At 66.0% G+C, this 13,860-nt stretch carries 14 protein-coding genes; 10 read left to right on the top strand and 4 right to left on the bottom strand.

Features of this window, described 5'->3' with window-relative positions:
- The first annotated feature begins 8 nt into the window (after positions 1 to 8).
- From AWB95_RS13020 to AWB95_RS12985, 8 genes are read left to right on the top strand one after another with little or no spacing between them, the layout of a single operon-like run.
- Positions 9 to 1,211: an MCE family protein gene (locus AWB95_RS13020; protein WP_062540750.1), complete on the top strand. Its 1,203-nt coding sequence runs from the start codon at positions 9 to 11 to the stop codon at positions 1,209 to 1,211.
- Complete coding sequence (locus tag AWB95_RS13015; protein ID WP_062540749.1) at positions 1,211 to 2,260, top strand: MCE family protein; 1,050 nt, start codon at positions 1,211 to 1,213, stop codon at positions 2,258 to 2,260. Before AWB95_RS13020 ends, AWB95_RS13015 begins: the two co-directional genes overlap by 1 nt.
- Positions 2,250 to 3,311 carry an MCE family protein gene (locus AWB95_RS13010; protein ID WP_062540748.1) on the top strand — a complete coding sequence of 354 codons (1,062 nt, stop codon included), beginning with the start codon at positions 2,250 to 2,252 and terminating at the stop codon, positions 3,309 to 3,311. The genes AWB95_RS13015 and AWB95_RS13010 overlap by 11 nt, the downstream gene beginning before the upstream one ends.
- Positions 3,308 to 4,696: a virulence factor Mce family protein gene (locus AWB95_RS13005; protein ID WP_085168312.1), complete on the top strand. Its 1,389-nt coding sequence runs from the start codon at positions 3,308 to 3,310 to the stop codon at positions 4,694 to 4,696. Before AWB95_RS13010 ends, AWB95_RS13005 begins: the two co-directional genes overlap by 4 nt.
- The gene (locus AWB95_RS13000; protein ID WP_062540747.1) at positions 4,693 to 5,853 is read left to right on the top strand and encodes an MCE family protein; all 1,161 of its coding nucleotides are present in this window, start codon (positions 4,693 to 4,695) and stop codon (positions 5,851 to 5,853) included. The genes AWB95_RS13005 and AWB95_RS13000 overlap by 4 nt, the downstream gene beginning before the upstream one ends.
- Positions 5,853 to 7,565 (top strand): virulence factor Mce family protein, encoded by a 1,713-nt coding sequence (locus AWB95_RS12995; RefSeq protein WP_062540746.1) that lies wholly within the window; start codon positions 5,853 to 5,855, stop codon positions 7,563 to 7,565. The genes AWB95_RS13000 and AWB95_RS12995 overlap by 1 nt, the downstream gene beginning before the upstream one ends.
- On the top strand, positions 7,562 to 8,233 hold the full coding sequence (locus tag AWB95_RS12990) for a mammalian cell entry protein (protein ID WP_085168311.1): 672 nt from the start codon (positions 7,562 to 7,564) through the stop codon (positions 8,231 to 8,233). Before AWB95_RS12995 ends, AWB95_RS12990 begins: the two co-directional genes overlap by 4 nt.
- Complete coding sequence (locus AWB95_RS12985) at positions 8,233 to 8,715, top strand: mammalian cell entry protein (RefSeq protein WP_062540051.1); 483 nt, start codon at positions 8,233 to 8,235, stop codon at positions 8,713 to 8,715. Before AWB95_RS12990 ends, AWB95_RS12985 begins: the two co-directional genes overlap by 1 nt.
- A 16-nt stretch (positions 8,716 to 8,731) precedes the next feature.
- Here AWB95_RS12985 and AWB95_RS12980 read toward each other — a convergent pair whose 3' ends face one another.
- From AWB95_RS12980 to AWB95_RS23290, 3 genes are read right to left on the bottom strand one after another with little or no spacing between them, the layout of a single operon-like run.
- The gene (locus tag AWB95_RS12980) at positions 8,732 to 9,295 is read right to left on the bottom strand and encodes a hypothetical protein (RefSeq protein WP_062540052.1); all 564 of its coding nucleotides are present in this window, start codon (positions 9,293 to 9,295) and stop codon (positions 8,732 to 8,734) included.
- A gap of 40 nt (positions 9,296 to 9,335) precedes the next feature.
- Positions 9,336 to 10,799, bottom strand: a complete 1,464-nt coding sequence (locus AWB95_RS12975; protein WP_062540053.1) for an alpha,alpha-trehalose-phosphate synthase (UDP-forming) — start codon at positions 10,797 to 10,799, stop codon at positions 9,336 to 9,338.
- Entirely contained in the window at positions 10,800 to 10,964 is a 165-nt protein-coding gene (locus tag AWB95_RS23290) for a hypothetical protein (protein ID WP_099539601.1), read from the bottom strand.
- A gap of 118 nt (positions 10,965 to 11,082) precedes the next feature.
- On the opposite strand from AWB95_RS23290, the gene AWB95_RS12970 reads away from it, so the two are divergent.
- Positions 11,083 to 12,018, top strand: coding sequence for an enoyl-CoA hydratase (locus tag AWB95_RS12970; RefSeq protein WP_085168310.1), 936 nt, complete (start codon positions 11,083 to 11,085; stop codon positions 12,016 to 12,018).
- A 95-nt stretch (positions 12,019 to 12,113) separates the two neighbouring features.
- Entirely contained in the window at positions 12,114 to 12,929 is an 816-nt protein-coding gene (locus tag AWB95_RS12965; protein WP_062540054.1) for an SDR family oxidoreductase, read from the top strand.
- Here AWB95_RS12965 and AWB95_RS12960 read toward each other — a convergent pair.
- Positions 12,912 to 13,799 (bottom strand): NAD(P)-dependent oxidoreductase, encoded by an 888-nt coding sequence (locus tag AWB95_RS12960; protein ID WP_062540055.1) that lies wholly within the window; start codon positions 13,797 to 13,799, stop codon positions 12,912 to 12,914. The genes AWB95_RS12965 and AWB95_RS12960 overlap by 18 nt on opposite strands.
- Between the last annotated feature and the right edge of the window lie 61 nt (positions 13,800 to 13,860).

Here is a 13,860-nt window from a genome sequence, read left to right as displayed (position 1 = left end):
AGGGAGCGATGGCAAGCACAGGGGCAAGACGTACTCATGTCAGGCTGGCAGCGGCGCTGCTGGCCTCTCTGTTGCTGGGCTTTGTGCTGTTGACGTATCTGTCCTACAACGCGGCGTTTTCGTCGACCAGCACCGTCACCGTGACTGCGCCGCGGGCCGGTTTGGTGATGGACCGCGACAACAAGGTGAAGTACCGGGGCATCCAGATCGGCAAGGTCAAGAACGTCAGGTACTCCGGAGACCAGGCGCAGCTCGAACTCGGCATCGACAGCGGCGAGATGCGCTACATCCCGTCCAATGCCACCGTCCACATCGCCAGCAACACAATCTTCGGCGCCAAGTCGGTGGAATTCATTCCGCCGCAGTCTCCTTCGAAGACATCGTTGCGGCCGGGCGCGCACATACAGGCCTCGGCGGTCTCGCTGGAAGTCAACACGCTGTTCCAGTCGCTGATCGAGCTGCTGCACAAGATCGATCCGGTCGACCTGAACGCGACGCTGAGCGCCGTCGCCGAAGGTCTGCGCGGTCACGGCGACGACCTGGGCGACCTGCTGTCCGGCCTGAATACCCTGACGCGGCAACTGAATCCGAAACTGCCGACGTTGCAGCAGGACTTCGCCAGGACCGCCACGGTGGCCAACATCTACGCCGACGCCGCCCCCGACCTGGTCACCGTGTTCAACAACACGCCGACCGTCGCCAAGACCGTCGTCGAGCGACAGGGCGACCTCAACGACACCCTGCTGGCGACGATCGGGTTGGCCAACAACGCCTACGACACGCTGGCACCGGCCGAGCAGGACTACATCGACGCGATCAAGCGGCTGCGCGCCCCGCTCAAGGTCTCCGGCGATTACTCGCCGGAATTCGGTTGCCTGTTCGCCGGTATCGAGCGCGGCATCGAGGAGTTCGCGCCGCTGCTCGGTGTGCGCAAGGCGGGCCTGTTCACCTCGTCGAGCTTCATCTTGGGAGCGCCGTCGTACACGTACCCGGAGAGCCTGCCGATCGTCAACGCCTCCGGCGGCCCCAATTGCCGTGGGCTGCCGGACATCCCGACCAAGCAGACCGGCGGCTCCTGGTTCCGCTCGCCGTTCCTGGTTACCGACAACGCCTACATTCCGTACGAGCCGTTCACCGAAATGCAGGTGGACGCGCCGTCGACGCTGCAGTTCCTGTTCCACGGCGCCTTCGCAGAACGGGATGATTTCTGATGACGGCGCCTCACGAGTCGCACCGCTCGATGATGATCAAGGTCGGCATCTTCACCGCGACCATGCTGCTGGTCGCCGTCGGCCTGGTGGTGATATTCGGCGAGTTCCGGTTCGGCCCGTCGAACCTGTACCACGCCAACTTCTCCGACGCGACGCGGTTGAAAGGCGGACAGAAGGTCCGCATCGCCGGCGTGCCGGTCGGCGCCGTCAGGGGCGTCAAGCTCAACAAGGACAACAGCGTCGACGTGGCGTTCACGGTGGACAAGCGCTACACGCTGTATTCGTCGACGCGAGCAGTGATCCGCTACGAAAACCTGGTCGGCGACCGGTTTCTGGAGATCACCTCCGGCCCTGGCGAACTACGCAAGCTGCAGCCGGGCGGGACCATCGACCAGCACCACACACAGCCGGCACTCGACCTTGACGCGCTGCTGGGTGGTCTGCGCCCGGTGCTCAAGGGTCTGGATGCCGACAAGGTCAACACGGTCAGCAGCTACGTCATCCAATTGCTGCAAGGCCAGGGCGGAGCGCTGTCGGACCTGCTGGCCAACACCAACGCTTTCGGTTCGACGCTGGGCGCGCGCGACCAAGTGATCGGCGATGTGATCAACAACCTCAACGCCGTGCTGACCACGGTTGACGAGAAGGGCGCGCAGTTCTCGGCCAGCGTCGACCAACTGCAGCAACTGATCACCGGCCTGGCACAGGGCCGCGACGCGGTGGCGGGCGCGATTCCGCCACTGGCGTCCGCGGAATCAGATCTGACCGAAATGCTGAAGGCCACGCGCCGGCCGCTGCAGGGCGTCATCGAAAACACCCGGCCGATCGCCACCGAGCTCGACGACCGAAAAGCTGAGGTGGCCAACGACATCGAGCAACTGGGCGAAGACTACTTGCGGCTGTCAGCGCTCGGTGCGTACGGCGCGTACTTCAATATCTACTTCTGCACAGTGACAATCAAGATCAATGGGCCCGCCGGTAGCGACATCCGGATCCCGATGGGCGGTCAGCCCGATCCCAGCAAAGGCAGGTGCGCTTTTGCCAAGTAAGGCAGATGTTCGCGACCCTCTGCGGACCGGCATCTTCGGCCTGGTGCTGGTGACCTGCATCGTGTTGGTTGCCTTCGGCTACACGGGATTGCCGTTTTGGCCGCAGGGCCGGCCGTACACCGCATACTTCAGCGACGCGGGTGGGATCACACCAGGCAACGACGTCTACGTGTCGGGTATCAAAGTGGGCCAGGTGAAGTCGGTTGGCCTGGCCGGCGACACCGCCAGGGTGACGTTCACCGTCGACCGCCACATCGCCGTCGGCAATCAATCGCTGGCGGCGATTCGCACCGACACCATCCTCGGCCAGCGAGCGGTTTCGGTGACCCCGGCCGGCAGCGGCACGGCGACCATAATTCCGTTGAGTCGGACGACGACACCGTATGCGCTCAATTCGGCGCTGGAGGACTTGGGCCGCAACGCCGGCGATCTCGACAAGGCTCAGTTCGAGAAGTCGCTACAGGTCCTCACCGACTCGCTGCGCGACGCCACCCCGCAGTTGCGCGGCGCGCTGGACGGCGTGACGTCGCTGTCGCGCACGCTCAACCGCCGTGACGAGGCGCTGGGAAACCTGCTGGCGCACGCGAAGTCGGTCACCGAGGTGCTGGTCGACCGCGCCGCGCAGGTCAACAAACTGGTTCTCGACGGTAACCAGTTGTTCGCCGCGCTGGACGCGCGCCGAGCCGCACTGGGTCAGCTGATCGCCGGGATCCGCGATGTCTCCCAACAGCTTTCCGGGTTCGTGGCCGACAACCGCAAGGAGTTCGGGCCGGCGCTCTCCAAGCTCAACCAGGTGCTGGACTTGCTCAACGAGCGCCACGAATACATCACCGAGGCGCTGAAACGACTGCCCGCGTACGCGACCACGCTGGGTGAGGTGGTCGGCTCCGGACCGGGGTTCAACGTCAACGTCTACGGCGTGTTGCCGGCGCCGATCGTCGGGATCATGTTCGACGCCGTCTTCCAGCCCGGCAAGCTCCCGGACAGCTTCGCGGACTATCTGCGCGGCCTCATCCAGGAGCGCTGGACGATTAGGCCGCAGTCGCCATGACCGTGATTTCGGCTCTTCAACAACGCAGTCGCGCACTGCGGTTGACCCTGGCTGTGGCGCTTGCGGTCCTCATCGCGGCCGGCGCCTACCTGGTCTGGCCGGCACGGACGGGGCACAAGATCGTCGGCTATTTCACCTCCGCTGTCGGGCTGTATCCCGGCGACCAGGTTCGGATTGTCGGGGTGCCGGTGGGCAAGATCGACTCGATCGAACCGCGCGCATCCGATGTCAAGATCACCATGTCGGTCGACCGCAGCGTGAAGGTGCCACAGGATGCGCGGGCGGTCATCATGGCGCCCAATTTGGTTGCGGCGCGGTTCATTCAGCTTGCGCCTGCGTATACCGGCGGTGCGGCGTTGCCCGACGGGGCCAGCATCGATCTGTCCCGCACCGCAGTGCCGGTGGAATGGGACGAGGTCAAACAGGCGCTGAAGGATTTGGCCAATCAGCTGAGTCCCGCCGCGGGAGAGATGCAGGGGCCGCTGGGCAAGCTGATCAATCAGGCGGCCGACACGTTCAACGGCAACGGTGACTCTTTCCACGCCGCACTGCGTGAGCTGTCGCAAGCCGCCGGTCGGCTGGGGGATTCGCGCACCGATGTCTTCGGTACGGTCCGCAACCTGCAGGTGCTGGTCGACGCACTGTCGTCTAGCAACGAACAGATCGTGGCGTTCGCCGGACACGTGGCCTCGGTTTCGCAGGTGCTCGCCAAGAGCTCCGAGCACCTCGACCAGACGCTCGGCATGCTCAATCAGGCTCTGAGCGACGTCAAAGACTTTCTGCACCAGAACAATTCGACGCTGATCGGAACGGTCAACAAGCTGGGCGATTTGACCAAGACCTTGAGCGACCAAAGCGAGAACATCGAGCAGGTGCTGCACGTCGCAGGTCCCGGGATCAGCAACTTCTACAACATCTACGACCCGGCGCAGGGCACGCTCAACGGCCTGCTATCGATTCCCAACTTCTCCAACCCAGTCCAATTCATCTGCGGCGGTTCCTTCGACACCGCGGCCGGACTGGTGGCGCCCGACTATTACAAGCGTGCCGAGATCTGCCGGGAGCGTTTGGCCCCGCCACTGCGCCGGTTGACCGCGAACTATCCGCCGTTCATGTTCCACCCGATCAACTCGATCACCGCGTACAAGGGCCAGATCATCTACGACACGCCGGCCACCCAGGCCAAGGCGCAGACGCCGATCCCGGAGCTGACCTGGATACCGGCGCCAGGGGTTCATCCGCCCAGCCCGGACGACCTGCAGGCCATGCTGGTCCCGCCCGCGCCGTCGAACGCCCCGGCACCCGCACTTGCGCCCGCGCCGGCTGCCGCACCGGTCGGTCCAGCGCCCGGCCCGCTGCACGCGGAGCAGGGAGCGGGCCGATGAAGCGAGTTATGTTGCGTGGCATGGCAATTGCAGCGAGCGGCATGCTGCTGGCCGGTTGTAAGTTCGGCGGGCTGAACTCCATCTCGTTGCCCGGCACCGCTGGCCATGGCGTCGGCTCCTACTCGATCACCGTCGACTTGGCCGACGTGGCGACACTGCCGCAGAACTCGCCGGTCATGGTCGACGACGTCACCGTCGGCAGCGTGTCGGGGATCGACGCGATGCAGCGCCCCGATGGAAGTTTCTTTGCGGCAGTGGAATTGGCGCTCGACCGCAACGTGGTGTTGCCGGAGAACTCGACAGCCAAAGTGGCACAGACGTCGCTCCTTGGGTCCCAACACATCGAGCTGGCTGCCCCGAAGAACCAGCCGCCGGTCGGGAGGCTGCGCGACGGCTCGAGAATCCAGGAGTCGCACACCAGTCGCTACCCCACGACCGAAGAGGTCCTCTCGGCACTGGGCGTGGTGGTCAACAAGGGCAACCTCGGTGCGCTGCAAGAGATCACCGACGAGACGTACAAGGCGGTGGCTGGCCGGCAAAGCCAGTTCGTCGATCTTGTGTCAAGGCTCGCCGAGTTGACCGCAGGGCTCAACAACCAAGTCAACGAGATCATCGCCGCCATCGAGGGATTGGACCGATTCTCGGCGATCCTCGCGCACAACAAGGACAGCCTGGGCCGAGCGCTCGACTCGTTGCCGGAGGCGCTGCTGGTGCTCAACAAGAACCGGGACCACATCATCGACGCGTTCGCCGCCCTCAAGAAGGTGGCGACGGTCGCCTCGCATGTACTCTCGGAAACCAAGGTGGATTTCGCCGAAGACCTCAAGAGCGCATATTCGGCGACCAAGGCACTGGCCGACAACCGCAAGAATTTCGTCACGTCGCTGCAGCTCCTGCTGACCTTTCCGTTCCCCAACTTCGGCATCAAGCAGGCGGTGCGCGGCGACTACCTCAATGTGTTCACCACCTTCGACCTCACCGTGCGCCGGCTCGGTGAAACGTTCTTCACCACCGCGTGGCCGCTGGACCCGAACATGCTGCACATGAACGACGTCCTAAACCCGCCGGACTTTTTGGTCGGGGAAATGGCCAACCTGTCAGGGCAGGCGGCAGACCCGTTCAAGATCCCGCCGGGGTACTCGGAGGGGAAGCACTGATGCTGGATCGCCTGACCCGAGCCCAACTGACCATCTTCGGCGTGGTCACTGTGATCACCGTTGCGGTGATGGCGATTTTCTACTTGCGGTTGCCGGCCGCCCTTGGCGTCGGCACCTACCAGGTAACCGCCGATTTCGTCGCCGGCGGTGGTCTGTACAAGAACGCCAACGTCACGTACCGCGGTGTGGCGGTCGGCCGGGTGGAGTCGGTGGGGCTGAACCCGAATGGCGTCGACGCGGTCATGCGGCTGAACAGCGGAACTGCCGTGCCGTCGAACGTCACGGCCACCGTGAAAAGCGTGTCGGCAATCGGTGAGCAGTACGTGGATCTCGTGCCGCCGGATTCTCCGGCCGCGACCAAGCTGCATAACGGATCGCGGATCGCGCGGGACAACACCCGGATCCCACTGGACATCGCCACCCTGCTGCGCCAATCCGAGACCCTGGTCAACAGTGTGGCCGACACCCGGCTGCGCGAATTGCTGCACGAAACATTCAAGGCGTTCAACGGATCCGGTCCGGAATTGGCCCGGCTGATCGAGTCGTCGCGGCTGCTCGTGGACGAGGCCAACGCCTACTTTCCCCAGACCTCGCAGTTGGTCGATCAGGTGGGTCCGTTCCTGCAGGCCCAGATTCGCGCCGGTGACGACATCAAGTCGCTGTCCGACGGGCTGGCACGCTTCACTTCCGAAGTGCGGCAAGCCGATCCGCAACTTCGCCAGCTGCTGGCTGTGGTTCCACCGGCCGCCGACGAGGCCAACACGGCGTTCTCCGGCATCCGGCCCTCGTTCCCGATGCTGGCGGCCAGTCTGGCCAACCTCGGCCGGGTCGGCGTGATCTACCACAAGTCGCTCGAGCACCTGCTGGTTGTCTTGCCGGCGCTTTTCGCGGCGATCACCACCGCGGCGGGCGGTGAGCCACAGGACGAGGGCGCCAAGCTGGACTTCAAGATCAACATTGACCCACCGCCGTGCAACACCGGCTTCATTCCGCCGCCGCTGATCCGCACGCCCGCCGACGAGACGGTGCGTGAGATCCCGACGGACATGTACTGCAAGACCGCCCAGAATGACCCGTCCACGGTGCGGGGCGCACGGAACTACCCGTGCCAGGAGTTTCCGGGTAAGCGGGCACCGACTGTGGCGTTGTGTCGTGACCCGCGCGGTTACGTGCCGATTGGGACCAACCCGTGGCGCGGGCCGCCGATCCCGTACGACACCCCGGTCACGAACGGGCTGAACATCTTGCCGCCCAACAAGTTCCCGTACATTCCGCCGGGTGCCGATCCGGATCCGGGCACACCCATAGTAGGACCGCCCCCGCCCGGGGTGGTGCCGGGACCGGGACCGGCGCCGAATCAGCCATTCCCGACGCCGCCGCCGCCCAACACCGGCGGCACCGACGGTCGACAGGCGTGGATACCGCCGGCGCCCTACCCGCCGCAGCCGCCCATGATCCCGTTCCCGAAGGCGGTTCCGCCGCCCCCACCACCGGAAGGTCTCTCACCGCCGCCGCCATTCCCCCCGCCCGAGAAGCCGTGGGGTCCGCCGCCGGGGCCGGTGCCGCAGGCCAGCGGTGCGGCTTACACCACGTACGACGAGAGCACGGGAGCGTTCCAGGACCCGGCAGGTGGCACTGGTATCTTCGCGCCCGGTAGATCATCGAGCGCCGAGACCTGGGTGGACCTGATGCGCGATCCGAGGCAGTTGTGAGCGAACCTGCGACGCGGCGTGCGCGCCGGAAGGCTTCGCGCGCGGCCGGACCGGCCGGCGGCGATGCGGCCACGGCCACCGTTCGCGTCGAGGCGCCGGCCGAACCGGTCAAGTGGCGAACCGCACCGGTCGGTCCGCCGCAGCGCCGGCCCGCCAACCGCCGGCTTGTCGGGCTGATCGCGCTGGTAGCCGGGCTGGTGGGCATCGGCGCACTCGGCGCAGGGCTGTGGGTCCTGGTTGTCCAGCAGCGCCACGCCGACGCGGAGCAGACCCGCAACCAGCGCTTCGTCGACACCGCCACCCAAACCGTGGTCAACATGTTCAGCTACACGCAGGACAACATCGACGAGAGCGTGAGCCGGTTCTACGAGGGCACCAGCGGACCGTTGCGCGGCATGCTCAGTTCCAACAACAACGTCGAAAACATCAAAACCCTGTTCCGCCACACCAACGCGACATCGGAGGCGGTCATCAACGGCGCCGCACTAGAGGGCATCGACAAGGTCACCGACAATGCGTCGGTGCTGGTGTCGGCGCGGGTCACGGTCACCGACATCGACGGTGTCAACAAGCCGTCTCAGCCCTACCGGATGCGGGTCATCGTGCACGAGGACGAGAACGGCCGGATGACCGGCTACGACCTGAAGTATCCAGAGGGAGGCAATTGATGCGGTGGTTGATCGCCGCCGTCGTCACCTTGCTGACCGCTGCGTTCGTCGGGCTGGCCGCGGCCGGCGGGTGGATTTATTGGGATCGGGTGCAGACGCGGGGCGAACAGTCGGCCCGCGCAGTGTTGCCGAAGTTGGCCTCTAAGGAGATACCGCAGGTATTCGGCTACGACTACCAAACCGTCGAGCGCAGCCTGACCGACGCCTATCCGCTGCTGACCCCGGGTTATCGGCAGGAGTTCGAAAAGAGCGCCACCGCGCAGATCATTCCCGAAGCCAAGAAGCGCGAGGTGGTTGTGCAGGCCAACGTCGTCGGCGTGGGAGTCATGACCGCTCAACGTAATTCGGCATCGGTGATGGTTTATATGAACCGCACGGTCACCGACAAATCACGCCAGCCGGTCTACGACGGCAGCCGATTACGCGTGGAGTACAAGCGCATTGGTGGCAAGTGGTTGATCAACTACATCACGCCGATCTAGCGGGCTCGCCATTCGTCTAGCGGCACTGTCCGATTTCGTTGCAGTCCAACGGGTAACGCTCGACCGGTACCGGCAGCGGCGACTGAAACGCCAGCGTGAACGGGGTCTTGGTCATCCCGGGCTGCAGGCCACAGACCGCGTCGTGGATGCTGGTGTGGGTACCAGCCAGCGTGACATCGTCGAAGGCGTACGTGTCCGTGGAGGTCGCGGTGCTGCCGTCGGGACACGAGACGCCATTCGCCTTGGACACCTGGAACGTCCACAGATCGCTCGTCAGCCGTGCCCGGCCGCTGTAGTTCGCCAGCTTCTCGGCGGGACTGATGACGCGCGCCGTGGTACTTACGACGTTGAGTGCGCACAGGTCGGCCGCAATGACCGGGTCGGTGAAGTCGGGGATGGCGCGTTGGCGCGACGGCGCGTCGCACAAGGCCGAGATCTTCCAGGTGGACGGCGGCACGCCCGCTTCGCTGAAGGTGTAGAGGCCGTCCGGTGGAGGGCCTAATGCCCTGGCGGGGCTCGCCGTTCCCACCGCCACCAATGCCATGGCAGCGGCCGCAGTCAGGCCGCGGGAGATGATCATCCGTCGATTATTGCAGCGCCCCTTCGGGCACATCATCGGTTCAGTTGTTCTGCGGGTGCGCTTCGGCGAGCGCGTCGAGAAATGACCGCGCCCACCTGTCCACGTCGTGGGCGAGCACCTGCCGTCGCAGCGCCCGCATCCGTCGCCGCCCCTCCTCCTCGGGCTGGTTCAGCGCCGCCTCGATCGCGTCCTTGACGCCTTCGGTGTCGTGCGGGTTGACCAGATAAGCCTGCCGGAGTTCGGCTGCGGCGCCGGTGAATTCGGACAGCACCAGCGCCCCGCCGAGATCGCTGCGGCAGGCGACGTACTCTTTGGCCACCAGGTTCATCCCGTCGCGCAGCGGGGTGACGAGCATGACGTCGCTGGCCACGAAGAATGCGATGAGCTCGTCGCGGGGGACCGGGCGGTGCAGGTAGTGCACCACCGGGTGGCCGACCTCCCCGTATTCGCCGTTGATGTGGCCGACCTGGCGCTCGATGTCGTTGCGCAGGATCTGATAGCTCTCGACGCGTTCCCGGCTGGGGGTCGCCAGCTGGACGAGCACCGCGTCGCCGCCTTTGACACGGCCCTCGGCGAGTAGCTCGGAGAAGGCCTTCAGCCGAACGTCGATGCCCTTGGTGTAGTCGAGCCGGTCGACGCCGAGCAGGATCTTGCGCGGATTGCCGACCTCCGCGCGGATCTCGCGGGCCCGGCGCCGGATGCTGCGGTCGCGGGCCTTGTGGTCGAGGTCGCCCGAGTCGATCGAGATCGGGAAGGCGCCTACTCGAACGGTGCGGGAGTCCAGCTCCACCTCGCCGAACCGTGACCGCACGCCGACGGATCCGCGGGAGGTGTTGGCGCCGACGAGCCGTCTCGACAGGATCAGGAAGTTCTGTGCACCGCCGGGCAGGTGGAAGCCGACCAGGTCGGCGCCGAGCAGGCCTTCGACGATCTCGGTGCGCCACGGCATCTGCATGAACAATTCCACCGGCGGAAACGGAATGTGCAGGAAGAACCCGATGGTCAGGTCCGGCCGTAGCTCCCGCAGCATCTTGGGCACGAGCTGCAGCTGGTAGTCCTGCACCCACACGGTCGCACCTTTGGCCGCCGCACGCGACGTGGCTTCGGCGAAGCGGCGGTTGACGTCCACGTAGCGCTCCCACCATTCGCGGTGGTAGAGCGGTTTGACGATGACGTCGTGGTACAGCGGCCACAGGGTCGCGTTGGAGAACCCTTCGTAGTACTGCGCGACGTCGTCGGCGGACAGGCGCACCGGGTGTAGCCGCAGCTCCTCGGCCTCGATGGGCTCCTCGGCCTCGTTTTCTCCCAAATCAACTAGCCCCGGCCAGCCCACCCAGGCCCCGCGCTGGCGGCGCAGCAGCGGCTCTAGCGCCGTGACCAGCCCACCGGGGCTGCGCTTCCAGGTGGTGCTGCCGTCGGGCAGGCGCTCCATATCGATCGGCAGCCGGTTGGCGACCACCACGAAGTCAGAATCCCCCGAGCGTTTGCCTCCCCGGGGCGCCATTTACGCCTCGTTTTTCGCGGGTCCAATACCGAGCATCGACAAGAAAATCCGGCATTCATCGGCATCGTTCGCATACGCCGCCACGACGCGCCTGGCCTGGCGTGCGGTGCTGTCGGCCAACGGTTCCACATCGCCGATTTCGGCAGGATCAGATTTAGAAGGCATGACATAACTGTATGCGAAAGTGTGTTTTGGGTCGCACCCGCCGCTGGGGCCAGCGGCGGACGCGTTACGTGCGGGCCGTAATGTGTAAGCGTTCAACGAACCCAGGTGAGGTGGCGACATGGCAGTCCACGACGATGTGGGCACCAGTGCGGTCGACGGAGACTCCGCCGAGCTGGTGACCTACGAAACGCTCGACGAGGGCCGCATCGCCCGGGTCTGGCTCAACCGGCCCGAGGCACACAACGCGCAGAACCGCACCTTGCTGGTCCAGCTCGACGAGGCTTTCCTTCGTGCCGAGGCCGACGACGACGTGCGGGTGGTGATCCTGGCGGCGCGCGGCAAGAACTTCTCCGCCGGCCACGACCTGGGTTCGGAGGCGGCGCTGGCCGAGCGCAAGCCCGGGCCGGGTCAGCACCCCACGTTCCGCGGGTACGGCGCTACCCGCGACCCGATCGCCGAGAAAACCTATCTGCAGGAGTGGCACTTCTATTTCCAGAACACCTGCCGCTGGCGGGATCTGCGAAAGATCACCATTGCCCAGGTCCAGGGGAACGCGATCTCCGCGGGTTTGATGTTGATTTGGGCGTGCGATCTGATCGTCGCCGCCGACAACGCCAAGTTTTCCGACGTGGTCGGGGTGCGCATGGGTATGCCGGGCGTCGAATACTATGCGCACCCTTGGGAATTCGGCCCGCGCAAAGCCAAAGAGCTTCTGCTGACCGGTGATTCGCTGGACGCCGACGAGGCTTACCGGCTCGGCATGGTTTCCAAGGTGTTCCCGGCCGGCGAGCTCGAGGACAAGACGCTGGAGTTCGCCCGGCGCATCGCCGAGCGGCCCACGATGGCGGCGCTGCTGATCAAGGACTCGGTGAACGCCGCCTCCGACGCGATGGGTTTCACCGAGGCGCTGCGGCACGCGTTCCACGTTCACGAGCTGGGGCATGCGCACTGGGCGGCGCGCAACGAGAATCGGTATCCAATCGGATTGCCGCCCGACGTCGAGGACTGGCGGACCGCCAAGCCGTCGAAGATCGCCCGCCGCGACGAACCGTAACCCCCGCGAGCAGACGCGGAATCGCACGATGCGGCGCTCCAACGTGCGATTCTGCGTCTGCTCGCGCAACCTAGCGCAACCTAGAAGGAGCCAGTGTGCAGCTTTCGTTCGAAGACCGTACTTACCTGGTCACCGGTGGTGGCAGCGGAATCGGCAAGGCGGTGGCCACAGGGCTGGCCGCGGCCGGGGCTGCGGTGGTGATCGTCGGCCGAGGTGCGGAACGGTTGGAAGCGGCCGCCAAGGAGATCGCCGGCGCGGTCCGGCCCGAGCCGGCCGACATCACCGACGAAGACCAAGTCGCGCGGGTCGTCGACGCCGCGACGGCCTGGCATGGCCGGCTGCACGGGGTGGTGCATTGCGCGGGCGGTTCGGAGACCATCGGGCCGATTACCCAGATCGACTCGGACGCGTGGCGGCGCACCGTCGACCTCAACGTCAACGGCACCATGTATGTGCTCAAACACGCTGCGCGACAACTGGTTCGCGGGGGCGGCGGGTCGTTCGTCGGGATCTCGTCGATCGCGGCCAGCAACACCCACCGCTGGTTCGGCGCGTACGGCGTGACCAAATCCGCGGTCGACCACCTGATGAAGCTGGCAGCCGACGAGCTCGGCCCGTCCTGGGTGCGGGTCAACGGCATCCGCCCCGGGTTGATCCGCACCGACCTCGTCGCCCCGATCACCGAGTCGCCCGAGCTGTCCGAGGACTACCGGGTCTGCACGCCGCTGCCGCGGGTCGGTGAGGTCGAGGACGTCGCCAACGCGGCGATGTTCCTGCTCAGCGACGCCGCCGCCTGGATCACCGGCCAGGTCATCAACGTCGACGGCGGGCACATGCTGCGACGCGGGCCGGACTTCACCGCAATGCTCGAGCCGGTGTTCGGCGCCGACGGACTACGCGGAGTGGTCTGAGCCGGCGTCCCGCCCCGCGAGGGTGGCGATCGCCGACCAATCCTGGTGGCCGCGGCCGTCAGCTAGCAGCGCGAGGAACCGGTCGCGCAGCAGGCTGGCGACCGGCAACGGCACTGCCAGTTCTTCGGCGGCGGCAAGCACCATCCGGACGTCCTTGAGACCCAGCGTCGCGGCGAACCCGGCCGGCTCGAATTCGCGGCGCGCGATCAGCCCGCCGTAGGTCTGGTAGGCCGGGCCGCTGAACAGCGTCGAGGTGAGGATGTCGACGTAGTGCAGCGGATCGACCCCGGCCTTGCCGACCAGCGCAATGGCCTCGCCCAGTGACTCGATCACCGAGGCGATCAAAAAGTTGCCGGACAGCTTGACCAGGTTGGCGGCATCCGGCTTGTCGGACACCGCGAACGTTCGCTGCCCGATCGCGTCGAACAACGGTGCCAACCGCTCGAGTACCGCCGGCGCCCCGGCCGCGACCACGAAAAGCTTTGCGGCAGCGGCAGCTTCGGGCCGCCCGAACACCGGCGCGGCGACGTATTGCTGCCCGGCGTCGGCGTGTGCAGCGGTCAGCCGCTGGGACAGTGCGACGCTGATGGTGCTCGACGAGATGTGCACCCCACCGGGTGCCAGCGAGGCCAGCACGCCGTCCTCGCCGAACACCACGTCGTCGACGGCGCCGTCGTCGGCCAGCATCGTGATCACAACCTCGCCGCGGCAGGCCTCGGCGACGGTGCCGGCGGGTGTCGCGCCCTGTTCCGCCAGTGCCTTGGCCTTGCCGGGGGAGCGGTTGTAGACAGTGACGTGGTGGCCCGCCTTGACGAGGTTGGCGGCCATGCCGCGGCCCATGTTGCCCAGGCCGATGAATCCGATCTCCATGACTCCACCATGCCGTGTTCTGCTCAGTGAGATGACGGTCTTGCGGTCGTGAGACCAGCTG

The sequence above is a fragment of the Mycobacterium celatum genome, assembly GCF_002101595.1.
Lineage (GTDB): Bacteria > Actinomycetota > Actinomycetes > Mycobacteriales > Mycobacteriaceae > Mycobacterium > Mycobacterium celatum.
This window is presented reverse-complemented; position numbering and strand designations above follow the sequence as displayed.